The organism is Bittarella massiliensis (ex Durand et al. 2017) (assembly GCF_009876955.1).
GTDB classification, from domain to species: Bacteria; Bacillota; Clostridia; order Oscillospirales; family Ruminococcaceae; genus Bittarella; species Bittarella massiliensis.
In genome coordinates this window covers 413,402-424,016 of record NZ_WWVY01000002.1, presented here as the reverse complement: position 1 = coordinate 424,016, position 10,615 = coordinate 413,402, and the positions used below count along the sequence as shown (strand labels likewise).

General features: G+C 63.5%; 12 protein-coding genes. 11 read left to right on the top strand and 1 reads right to left on the bottom strand.

What is annotated here, in order from left to right:
* The first annotated feature begins 89 nt into the window (after nucleotides 1-89).
* From GT748_RS03070 to GT748_RS03060, 3 genes are all read left to right on the top strand, one after another.
* The gene (locus tag GT748_RS03070; protein ID WP_044993519.1) at nucleotides 90-1,358 is read left to right on the top strand and encodes an MFS transporter; all 1,269 of its coding nucleotides are present in this window, start codon (nucleotides 90-92) and stop codon (nucleotides 1,356-1,358) included.
* Nucleotides 1,339-1,995 (top strand): class I SAM-dependent methyltransferase, encoded by a 657-nt coding sequence (locus GT748_RS03065; RefSeq protein ID WP_081693087.1) that lies wholly within the window; start codon nucleotides 1,339-1,341, stop codon nucleotides 1,993-1,995. The genes GT748_RS03070 and GT748_RS03065 overlap by 20 nt, the downstream gene beginning before the upstream one ends.
* Nucleotides 1,996-2,090: 95 nt before the next feature.
* The gene (locus GT748_RS03060) at nucleotides 2,091-3,407 is read left to right on the top strand and encodes a WD40/YVTN/BNR-like repeat-containing protein (protein WP_044993517.1); all 1,317 of its coding nucleotides are present in this window, start codon (nucleotides 2,091-2,093) and stop codon (nucleotides 3,405-3,407) included.
* A 245-nt stretch (nucleotides 3,408-3,652) separates the two neighbouring features.
* Here the strand turns inward: GT748_RS03060 and GT748_RS03055 are convergent, their stop codons facing one another.
* Nucleotides 3,653-4,423, bottom strand: a complete 771-nt coding sequence (locus GT748_RS03055; RefSeq protein ID WP_021661381.1) for a CPBP family intramembrane glutamic endopeptidase — start codon at nucleotides 4,421-4,423, stop codon at nucleotides 3,653-3,655.
* A gap of 509 nt (nucleotides 4,424-4,932) precedes the next feature.
* Here GT748_RS03055 and GT748_RS03050 point away from each other — a divergent pair.
* The 8 genes from GT748_RS03050 (at nucleotide 4,933) to GT748_RS03025 (ending at nucleotide 10,452) form a co-directional block, all read left to right on the top strand.
* Entirely contained in the window at nucleotides 4,933-5,682 is a 750-nt protein-coding gene (locus GT748_RS03050) for a Nif3-like dinuclear metal center hexameric protein (protein WP_044993515.1), read from the top strand.
* The gene (locus tag GT748_RS03045) at nucleotides 5,682-7,445 is read left to right on the top strand and encodes an Rqc2 family fibronectin-binding protein (RefSeq protein WP_021661378.1); all 1,764 of its coding nucleotides are present in this window, start codon (nucleotides 5,682-5,684) and stop codon (nucleotides 7,443-7,445) included. The genes GT748_RS03050 and GT748_RS03045 overlap by 1 nt, the downstream gene beginning before the upstream one ends.
* Before the next feature lie 14 nt (nucleotides 7,446-7,459).
* Nucleotides 7,460-7,876 carry a secondary thiamine-phosphate synthase enzyme YjbQ gene (locus GT748_RS03040; RefSeq protein WP_044993512.1) on the top strand — a complete coding sequence of 139 codons (417 nt, stop codon included), beginning with the start codon at nucleotides 7,460-7,462 and terminating at the stop codon, nucleotides 7,874-7,876.
* 15 nt (nucleotides 7,877-7,891) lie between these two features.
* Complete coding sequence (locus tag GT748_RS03035; RefSeq protein ID WP_021661376.1) at nucleotides 7,892-8,896, top strand: helix-turn-helix transcriptional regulator; 1,005 nt, start codon at nucleotides 7,892-7,894, stop codon at nucleotides 8,894-8,896.
* A 162-nt stretch (nucleotides 8,897-9,058) separates the two neighbouring features.
* The gene (locus GT748_RS15135; RefSeq protein WP_021661375.1) at nucleotides 9,059-9,199 is read left to right on the top strand and encodes a hypothetical protein; all 141 of its coding nucleotides are present in this window, start codon (nucleotides 9,059-9,061) and stop codon (nucleotides 9,197-9,199) included.
* Nucleotides 9,200-9,215: 16 nt separating this feature from the next.
* Nucleotides 9,216-9,518, top strand: a complete 303-nt coding sequence (locus GT748_RS03030) for an HIRAN domain-containing protein (protein WP_021661374.1) — start codon at nucleotides 9,216-9,218, stop codon at nucleotides 9,516-9,518.
* Between the two features lie 17 nt (nucleotides 9,519-9,535).
* Nucleotides 9,536-9,658 (top strand): hypothetical protein, encoded by a 123-nt coding sequence (locus GT748_RS15665; RefSeq protein ID WP_279286024.1) that lies wholly within the window; start codon nucleotides 9,536-9,538, stop codon nucleotides 9,656-9,658.
* A gap of 83 nt (nucleotides 9,659-9,741) precedes the next feature.
* A complete protein-coding gene (locus GT748_RS03025; RefSeq protein ID WP_052537735.1) occupies nucleotides 9,742-10,452 on the top strand; it encodes an alpha/beta hydrolase in 711 nt (236 codons plus the stop codon).
* The last annotated feature ends 163 nt before the right edge of the window (nucleotides 10,453-10,615 follow it).

Sequence of the window (10,615 nt, the reverse complement as noted above, 5' to 3'; positions counted from 1 at the left end):
GGACAAATGTCTCGCGGCCCCGCCCCGTTGGGCGCATGCGGCTGCGCCTGTGCCGGAGACGGCGCTTTTAAAAAAGAGGAGGAATTTGTGTGGCAAAAAACAGCCGGTTGCGGCAGATGTTGGGGATGGAGGGCCTCAACCCGGACTTTTTGAAGGTGCTGCAGATCTATCTGTGCTATCTCGTCTTCACCAACCTGCACACCATGTTCATCAACACCCTGTTTATCAAGCTGACGGGGGACAGCGGGGTCACCATGTTCTACAACACGGTGGTCTCCATTTTGGGCCCCTTTTTCACCGTGGCGACGGTGGCCTGTATGCGGCGCTTTTCGGCCAAATTCACCTTTACGGTGGCCATTGCCGACTTTTTGGTGATGTATGTCACCTTTTTCACGGTGATGAACCGGCTGGACGACTTTGTGGTGCTCATCGCCTTTCTGGCGGCCATGGGGCAGTCGTTCTTCTTCATCACCTACGCCAACGCGGTCTCCCAGTTTTCCAGTGAGGGGAACACCGACCAGACCGTCTCCTTCATGGCCTTTGCCAGGGGGATCGTCAGCCTGGCCATGCCCTTTCTCTCGGGCTTCCTCATCTCCCGCTTTGAAGGGCTCACCGGCTACTACGTGGTCTTCGGCCTCTCGGCGGCGGTGGCGGCGGTGGCCATGTACAAGGTGGTGCGGATGCCCCGCATCACCTTCAACTCGCAAAAGACCCAGTACAAAAAAATGGCGAAAATCGCCGTGCGCTCCCCCCTCTGGCGGATGTTCGTGGCCTCAGAGCTGATCAAGGGCTTTCGCTCGGGGGTGTTCAACTTCTTCCTCAACATCCTCCTCTTTCGCATCATCCAGAGCGAGCTGTTGGTGGGGGTCAACAACGTGCTGGTGGGCATCAGCGCCATCCTGGCCAGCTGGGTCTGCGGGCGGCTGATGAAGCGGGAGAACCGGGTGAAGCTGCTGCACATCTCGGTGAGCGTCCTGGTGGCGACCACAGCCTCCCTCTACTGGCGGATGGACGTGACCACCATCCTCCTGTTTTCGGCGGTCAACAGCTTTTTCGGCTGCTGGCTGGACAACGGCTACACCAGCATGTTCTACCTGTCGGTGAAAAAGACGCCGGGCGGCCAGGGCCTCAGCGGGGAGTTCATCACCCTCTCCCAGTTCTGTATGGGCTTTGGCGGCGCCGCCGGCATGGCGGTCATCTCCATGCTGCCCCAGACTACCGTGGCCACCATCACCGGACTTTTGGTGCTGGGGGCCAGCCAGTACATCAGCAATTTCTTGATGAAGACCATGCAAAGACAGATGGACAAAACCGACGCACAGAGGGGAGGAGAAGCAGTTGATACGATTGCCGGATAAGCGACTGCAGGCAGTGGCGGCCCTGGTGCCCCCGGGCACGGCGGCCGACATCGGCTGTGACCACGGCTACCTGATCTGCCACCTGGTGGAGAGCGGGCGGGTCACCAAGGGCTATGCCTGCGATATTTCAGGGCCCTCGCTGCAGAAGGCGCAGCGGCTGGCCGAGCGAAACGGCCTGGCGGTGAACTGCATCTGCACCGACGGGCTGCAAGGGGTACCCGAGACCGACACCGTCATTGCCGCGGGGATGGGGGGCGAGCTGATCGCCAGCATCGTCCTCGCCGATGAGCGGCTCCGGGCGCCGGGCAAGACCCTGGTGCTGCAGCCCATGAGCCGGGCCGGCCAGCTGCGCATCGACCTGTACAAGGCCGGATTTGAGCTGGTGAAGGAGCAGGTGGTCTGCGACCGCGGCCGGGTCTACACGGTGATGTTGGCGACCTACGGCGGGGAACCCAAGCGGATCTCCCCCCTCATGAGCTTGGTGGGCCTGGTCCCCTTGAGCGCGGGGGAGGAGCGGGCCCTCTACTACGAAAAGGTGTTGGGGCAGCTCTACAGCCAGAAGCAGGGGCTGCTGGCCCAGGGGAAGGACGCCGCCCACATCGAAGAGCTGATCGTGGAGATCAAAAAACTGTACTGAGGTGTAACGGGCGGCCCTCCCGGCCAGTCTCACTGGTGGGAGGGCCGCTTTGGCGCCCCATTTTCTCGCGGTGAAAAGAAGGGAGAGGGTTTTCTGTGAAGAGAGGGAGATGGCAGGCCTGGCTGCTGGTGATGGCGCTGGCGGCGGGCAGTTTGACCGGCTGCCGGCAGGGGGACGGGGGCGAGGTCCCGCCGGAGGGGGCCCTGTCCTCCCCGTCGGTCTCCGCCGCCCAGCCGCCGGAGGGCGCGCTGGCCACGGTGCAGACGGACAGCGCCGGGCTGTTGGACATTGCCAAACAACTGCTGACCCAGTACGCCGCCGGCCAGGGGGCCCAGTTGACCCCCGGCTACCCCAGGAATGTGCTGGCCGGCGGGCGGGGGGAGTACACCGCCGAGCTGGGCTTCACCCTCTCGGCCGACGCAGGGACCCCCGGCCTGCTGGCCGGCTGCCTGGATGAGGGGCAGAGTGGCACCGCGCAGATGCGGATCGTCCGCTACGGGACGGATGGATACGCCCTCACTGAACTGGGAGAGCTGGTGGAGGCCGGGGACCTGCCCCCCTACGACGGCCCCGACTACGCCCTGAGCGCCGCCCAGGCCGACGCGGCGGCAGCCCAGGCCAAGCGGGGCTGGGACGGGCGCTGCCAGTACCGCACCGGCCTCTACCAGAGGGAGCCCACCCTGGAAATCAGCTATAACGGCGGGCTGGAATGGGTGAAGGGCCCGCTGGCGGTGGCCAAACTGTACAGCCCCGACCAACAGGCCCAGGAATTTGTGCCGTCGGGAGCGGTCTGGGTCACCCAGGAGAAGACGGCCCTTTTCTACCAGGACGGCGAGGAGATGAAGGCCCTGCTCTCAAGCGACCGGGGGGCGAGCTGGGAGGAGAGAACGGTGGCCTCGTCGGGGGCGGGGAGCCGCTTTCGCGCCATCGGCTTTTGGAGCGACACCGGCGGCTATGCGGTCTTTAGCGCCGGGCGGACCATGAGCCAGGAGGGTTGCAGCGTCTACCTGACCGCCGACGGGGGGAAGACCTGGCAGCCCACCGCCACCCCTGCTGCGCAGGGGAAGACCAGCTTGGTGATCGGCGCCAGATTTGTCAGCGAGGAGGTGGGCTTTCTCTGCTACCGGCCGGAAAACGGGCTGCCCTGCCTCTACCGCACCGCCGACGGGGGCGACAGTTGGCGGCGGTGTGAGGTGGCCCTCCCGGCCGAGTACGAGGGGGTTTACGGGGCGGTGCAACCGCCGATTTTTGACGGGCAATACGGGCTGCTGCCGGTGACCCAGGGGGACGACGGGGATGCGGCCGAGACCGCCCTATGGTTTGCCAGCGACGACTGGGGGGAGCACTGGAGCCTCTGCAGCGACAGCTTCCCCGATGAGCTGTTGAGCCAGCGGCGGGAAAATCTGGGGTAATAAAAGGGGGGGGACTGCGCCGGGTTGAGGCGCAGTCTCCCCCCTTTTTGGCACTGGGCTGTCTGCGACCCAAAGATTCAAAAAAGCCGCCTTTTGATGAAAGTGGCCTCTATTTGCAATGGTCCGTTTTACAGTGGGTTCAGAGGGGAGCGAGCGTCCTTTGGCTTTTGAAAAAAGATGGCCGCTGGTATATATCCCGTGAGGGCTCGTTGCATTGGTCCGACAGGGAGAAGGGGGGCTTCTGTTTAATTCGCTTTGTCGGCTTTTCCCAACAGCACGCCACTATATACTGCCAGCATGGTATAGGTAATCACTAAAATGATGAGCGAAATGGTTTCATAGCGCATGTTGGATGTAAAACAGTATGGGAGCGCGCACACATCGATGAAAATATGCATCAGTATCGGCAAAAGCAAATTGTTGGTGCGCTTGTAGATGACGCCAAAATAAAAGCCCATTCCAATGGTGGATATGACCTTAAAGAGGATCACTCCCCACCCCATACCAATAACACCCGGAATGTGGCCTAGCCCAAATGCAATAGACGACACCACAATGGCAATGGCGGTTTTGTTTTTTCGCTTTTTGCACAGCGCCTCTACGATGTTTAAAAAGAGCCCCCTTACATAAAACTCTTCTACTATTCCAACCCCTATGTAATAGACTACGCCCTCAATCAATACCTTCCAGATGGTCGGCTTGTAATCAAATGGGGAGAGACCGATAAAAAAGGCAATAAAGGACAGGATTCCTGCAATCGCTCCCGCCGGGGCGTATTTTTTTAGCCCATTGAGCAACCCGTTTGTTGTAAAGCCGTATTTATACTCTATTTTAAATATTCGGATAACGGCGAAAGCCGCGAGTCCAATGAGACAAAAATTGAGCGTCAGTGGAAGAATAGCCGCGTCCACATCTGCAACTCTCAGTTGAAATAAGATGCCCGGCAGGCCGGATATGTCCATCGCCGCGATCAGTATGCACAGGCAGGTGAGCACCGATATGGTCTTTTTACTCATGGAAATACTCCCTTATCATTCCAATTTGCAAAGGACGCCTTGCCTTTGCCGCGGCGGGAGGGGGTGCCCATGGGGGACACGCTCGGCCCGGCAGACAAGAAATTCGCACTTTTCAGCCCAGCGCAAGTCAGTTTTTACCATTTTACCATGTCGGCCTGATCGTCGCAAGATGGGCCCATAAAGCGACCCAAGCCCGTTGGGGGAGTGGCGCAGCCGCCTACGATTTTGGCGGGGGATGTGGTATAATAGCCACAAAGTGGCTATTATACCGAGATGGTCGGGCAGATGTGCAAACGACCTTTGCTCCCTGCCTCATGGCCAAATACCACCGCGCGCTCCGCGCTTGTGGTATAATGGCAATAACGCCGCCGGCCGGTCCGCAGGACCTGGACGACGGGGTATTCCACCTGGCGGCGAAGCAGGTATGCAGGCCGCTTGCGGCCCCTGTGGGGTCGCGCCAACCGAATGATTTTCGCGGGCGAGCCCGCTTTTTTGAGAAGGAGTATAGTATGCGCATCAAAGAGATATTGGCTCTGTTGGAGGAGCACTGTCCCACCGCCCTGGCCGAGAGCTGGGACAATGTGGGTCTTTTGATTGGAGACGGCGAGGCCGAGGTGACGGGGGTGGAACTGGCCCTGGACGTCACCGGCGGGGTCATCGACTCGGCCCTCTCCCACGGGGCCAACCTGATCGTGACCCACCACCCGGTCATCTTCGGCGGTCTGCATCGGCTGGAGGCCGGGTCGCTGCCCCACCGCCTGGCGGCAGAGGGACTGTCGGTCATCTCGATGCACACCAACCTGGACATCGCCCAGGGCGGGGTCAACGACTGTTTGGCCGCCGCGGTGGGGCTGGGGCAGTTGGCCCCCTTCCGCCCCGACGGCCTGGGCCGCATCGGCCGGCTGGCGCGGCCCCTGGCTCCGGCGGCCTTTGCCTCGCAGGTAAAGACCGCCCTGGGCGCCCCCGGGGTTCGTTGCACCCTGGGACAGGGTTCGGTGGAGAGGGTGGCCCTCTGCAGCGGGGCCATGGACGGCGGCATGGCGGAGGAGGCCCAGGCCCTGGGGGCCGACGCCCTCCTCACCGGCGAGTGCAAGTACCACGAATTTTTGGAGGCCGCCCACCGGGGGATCACCCTGGTGGCGGCGGGCCACTTTGCCACCGAGCAGGTGGTGCTGCCCGCCCTGCAGGCGCTGCTGGAAGAGGCGGGGGTGGAGCGGGTCTTCCCCTCGACCCAGCGAGATGTGGAGGTGTTTTTCTAATGGCTCTGGACGCATTGACCCTCCACCTGCTCTGCGGTGAACTGCGCCAAAAGGTGTTGGGGGGGCGGATCACCAAGATCCACCAGCTCTCGAAGGAGGAGCTGGTGCTCACCCTCTCGGGACAGGGGGAGATCGGGGGAAAGCTCTTTCTCTCGGCCCGGGCCGACGCCCCCCGCATCCACCTGACCGGGGAGCAGTATCCCAACCCCGCCACCCCGCCCATGTTCTGCATGCTGCTGCGCAAACACCTCTCCGGCGGGCGGTTGGCGGACATCCGCCAGCCCGAAGGGGAGCGCATCGCCTTTCTGGACTTTGACTGCCGCAACGAGATCGGCGACGCGGTGCGCCTGCGTCTGGTCATCGAGATCATGGGCCGCCACTCCAACATCGTCCTCCTCACCGAGGACGGCACCATCCTGGACGCGGTGAAGCGGGTGGACATGAGCATGTCCTCGGTGCGGCAGATCCTGCCCACCGGAAAGTACACCCTCCCCCCGGCCCAAAACAAGCTCTGGCTCCTCTCTCACAGCAAGGAGGAGCTGGCCGAGGCGGTGGCCGCCCGCTTTGACGGGGACCTGCACCGGGCCTGTATGAAGACCCTGGCCGGCATCTCACCGGTGGTGGCGGGGGAGATCGAGCACTACGTCACCAAAGGGGAACCCTGTGGGGAACTCGCCCCCGCGCAGCTGGACCGGTTGCGGTTTTTCCTGGGGCAGATGCAGGAGACGGTCACCTCGGGGGACTGTACCCCCACGGTGGTGCTGGACGCGCAGAAGGCCCCCAAGGACTTCTCCTTTATGGAGCTGCACCAGTTCGGCTACCCCTTTGAGACCCGCAACTACCCCACCCTGGGGGAGATGCTCGACGCCTTTTACACCGGGAAGGACGCCTATCACCGGGTCAAACAGCGCTCGGCCGACCTCTTTCACCTGCTGATGGGTCGCATCGAGCGCATCGAGCGCCGGGTGGCCGCCCAGCGGGAGGAGTTGACCGCCTGCGCCCAGCGGGAGGAGCTGCGGGTCTGCGGCGACCTGCTGCAGAGCGCCCTCTACCAAATACAGAAGGGCGACCGGGTGGCCAAGGTGCCGAACTACTACAGCGAGGCGGGGGAGACGGTGGAGATCCCCCTGGACGCGCGGCTGACTCCGGCCCAGAACGCCCAGGCCTACTACAAAAAATACCGCAAGCTCTGCACCGCCGAGGAGAAGCTCAAAGCCCTCATCGAACAGGGAGAGGAGGAGATCCGCTACCTGGAGAGCGTCTTTGACAGCCTGACCCGGGCCACCGGGGAGGACGAGCTGGCGGTCATCCGCCAGGAGCTCTGCGACCAGGGCTACCTGCGCCGGGCCGGAAAGAAGGGGAACCGCCCCAAGATGCGCGGCCCCCTGGAATTTGTCCTCGACGACGGCTATACCCTGCTGGTGGGGCGCAACAACACCCAAAACGACCAGCTCACCACCAAGTTGGCCGAGAAGACCGACATCTGGTTTCACACCAAGGACATCGCCGGCAGCCACGCCATCCTGCTGACCGGGGGGGAGGACTTCGACGCCATCCCGGTGCGGGCCTTCACCCAGGCGGCCACCATCGCCGCCACCCATTCCAAGGCCGGGGATGCCGCCCAGGTGGCGGTGGATTACACCCTGGTGAAAAACATCAAAAAACCCGCCGGCGCCAAGCCGGGGATGGTGGTGTTCGAGCAAAACTACTCGGCCTATGTCACCCCCGACCCGGAACTCTGCCGCCGGCTGCAAAAGAAGTGAGAGGAGAGAGCGCTGTGAGATCCCACCGCAAAGAGCTGCACTTTCACCTGCCTGCCCGGCGGGGACTGGTGAACATCACCCCCCAGGTGCAGCAGGCCATCGACGAGAGCGGGGTCAAAGAGGGGCTCTGCCTGGTCAACGCCATGAACATCACCGCCAGCGTCTTTATCAACGACGACGAGGCGGGTCTCCACCGGGACTACGAGCGCTGGCTGGAGCGGCTGGCCCCGGAAAAGCCCTACAGCCAGTATGACCACAACGGCTTTGAGGACAACGCCGACGCCCACCTCAAGCGAACCGTCATGGGGCGGGAGGTGGTCTGCGCCATCACCGGCGGCCGGCTGGATTTCGGCACCTGGGAACAGATTTTTTACTTTGAGTTCGACGGGATGCGGGACAAGCGGGTCCTGATCAAGATCATCGGCGAGTAGAGAGGGGGAAGGGCTGTGGCCAAGAGCGGGGGACAGAAGGGGCGGCTGCTGGCCCTGCGGGAGATCCTTCTGCGCCAGACCGACGAGGAGCACGGCCTCACCCTGGCCCAGCTGCAGGGCGAGTTGGAGGGGCGGGGGCTGGCTGCCGAGCGCAAAAGCCTCTACGACGACATCGAGACCCTGCGCCTTTACGGGCTGGACGTGATGCGGGAGGGACGGCGCTACTTTGTGGCCGAGCGTCCCTTTCAGCTGCCTGAACTGAAGCTGCTGGTGGATGCGGTGCAGGCCTGCAAGTTCATCACCCGGCGCAAATCCGACCAACTCATCGGCAAGGTGGAGGGGCTCTGCAGCGCCCACCAGGCCCGCCAGCTGCAGCGGCAGGTCTATGTGGCCGGCCGGGTCAAGACCGAAAACGAGGCGGTCTACTTCAGTGTGGACGCCCTGCACGGGGCCATCTCCCAGGGGGTGCAGGTCTCCTTTGTCTACGAGGAGTGGGCCCTGGCCCCCGGGGGGAGGCGGTTTGTCCGCCGGGCCCGCCGGGACGGACAGGCCTATCGGGTCAGCCCCTGGGCCCTCACCTGGGACGACGAAAACTACTACCTCATCGCCTTTGACAGCCGGTCGGAGGCCATCCGCCACTACCGGGTGGACAAGATGGCCCACATCCGCCCGCTGCCGGAGATGCCCCGGGAGGGGGCGGACGCCTTTGCCAATTTCGACATGGGGGCCTACTCCAAGGGGGTATTTGGGATGTTCGGCGGGGAGGAGGAGACCCTGCTGCTCTGGTTTGCCCCCACCCTGGCGGGGGTGGTGGCCGACCGCTTTGGCCCCGAGACGCCCCTGCGCCCCGTGGGAGAGGGGTTTGCGGTGCGGGTCAAGGTGCGGGTCAGCCCCCCATTTTGGTCCTGGCTCTTCGGCCTGGGGGCCGGGGCGCGCATCCTCGAGCCGCCGGAGGCGGTAAACGCCTACCTGCGCTACGCCAGAGAGACCTTGGCCCCCTACGGGGAGGGGGAACAATAGAGAGGGGAGACAGCTTGCGGCTGTCTCCTTTTTTTGCCACATTCCAGAAAAGATCCCGCCCAGCCGGGAGGACGAAAGAAAACAGTCCGTTTTATGGGACAGTTGGTTTTGTATACTGGTACCAGAGAGAACAAAACCGACGACCTGTGAGGAGGACGGAAGATGGATTGCGAGATTCGCTATGTGAACGGCCATGTGGAAGTGTACGACAGGGGCGGGAGGTTTCAGTTTTCCGCCGACACCGAGCAGGAGGCCCTGCGGGACTTGCGGGACGGCTGGTTGCTGCCCGACCGGGCCGCGTAAAGAGGAGGGATCACAGATGAAGAAAAAGCGCTTTGTGACCGTCGTGGGGGGAAAGCACTATCTGGGGACGGAGGTATTTTCCCCTGGACAGACGCTTGTCTGCAAAAAGGAGCCCCAGAACTCGCACGATGCCGAAGCCGTCTGGGTGGGGGTGTCCCCCAGCTGTCAGGCGGGATACCTGGCGAATAGCCCCTACACGGTGGCCAAGGGGACCATGAGCGCCGGCCGTCTTTACGACCAGGTGCCCGATGTGTTCCGGGTGCGGGTCCTCTTCGTAGCGGGCAGCCAGGTCATCTGCCGGGTCTGCCCGGAGCAGTGAGGGGGTGTGCCGGGAGGATGATTCGTAGCGGGCGTATGAGTGCCGGCTGCCTTTACGACCAGGTGCCTGATGTGTTTCAGGTGCGGGTCCTCTCCGCGGCGGGCAGTCAGGTCATCTGTCGGGTCTGCCCCGAGCAGTAGGGGAGTTGCGCCCTTCTCCCCGCAGGGGTATACTGGAGGAAAACCGGCGTACTCTGGCGCGCCGGGAGGGAGGAGGATGTTCTGTGAAGGGAACGCTGCATGCAGGCCCGGAGGGGACCCGCTGCTATCTGCCCGCGCGCTGGGAGCGGGGGATGCCCGCTGTTCATCTGCTGGACGGCGAGATGGTGGAGGGGATGCTGCCCGAACTGCTGGCCGGACTGGAGGGGGAGGGGGACACTCTGCCGCCCCTGGCCCTGGTGCTGCACAGCACTGGGAACCGGGACGACGACTACACCCCCTGGCCCGCCCCCAACCTGAAAAAGAGGGACAGGCCCTTTGGCGGCGACGCGGCGGGATACCTGCCCCGCCTCTGCCGGGCCAAGGCGGCGGCGGAGGCCGCTCTGGGGGCGGACAGTGAGCGCTCAGCCTTGCTGGGGTACTCGCTGGGGGGACTTTTCACCCTCTGGGCAGCAGCCCAGCCGAACGCCCCCTTCGCGGCCTTTGCCAGCCTTTCGGGTTCCCTCTGGTACGATGGTTGGCGGGAGTACGCAGAGGAGAAGTTGCCGCAGCGGGGACAGGACCTCTTCTACCTCTCTTTAGGGGAGGGAGAGGAGCACACCCGAATGGCGCGGTTGGCCCCGGTGGGGGACTGTACCCGCGCCCTCTGTAAACAGTTGCAAGGGCGGCTGGACAACCCCGACCGGTGCGTGTTGGAGTGGAATCCGGGCGGCCACATCACCGGGATCGCCGCCCGCCACGAGCGGGCGCTGCGCTGGCTGGCGGCCCGCCTTTAGGGGACAAATGAGGGACCGGCGGTTGTGATTTCGACAGCCCAAACCGGCTTGGCATCTTGGGCGGGGCGGCGAAAGCGCCGCCCCGCTTGCTGCGCCTCTGCCCGGACATTGCCTTTAATGGGAAAATTTGGAGGCGCTGGACCCGTTGGCCTCTTTATAGAAG

What these genes read in the sequence shown, in the direction of transcription:
- GT748_RS03050 (WP_044993515.1), top strand. Translation starts at nt 4,933, where the DNA reads ATGCGCATCAAAGAGATATTGGCTCTGTTGGAGGAGCACTGTCCCACC.
- GT748_RS15665 (WP_279286024.1), top strand. Translation starts at nt 9,536, where the DNA reads ATGATTCGTAGCGGGCGTATGAGTGCCGGCTGCCTTTACGACCAGGTG.
- GT748_RS03030 (WP_021661374.1), top strand. Translation starts at nt 9,216, where the DNA reads ATGAAGAAAAAGCGCTTTGTGACCGTCGTGGGGGGAAAGCACTATCTG.
- GT748_RS03045 (WP_021661378.1), top strand. Translation starts at nt 5,682, where the DNA reads ATGGCTCTGGACGCATTGACCCTCCACCTGCTCTGCGGTGAACTGCGC.
- GT748_RS15135 (WP_021661375.1), top strand. Translation starts at nt 9,059, where the DNA reads ATGGATTGCGAGATTCGCTATGTGAACGGCCATGTGGAAGTGTACGAC.
- GT748_RS03055 (WP_021661381.1), bottom strand. Translation starts at nt 4,423, where the DNA reads ATGAGTAAAAAGACCATATCGGTGCTCACCTGCCTGTGCATACTGATC.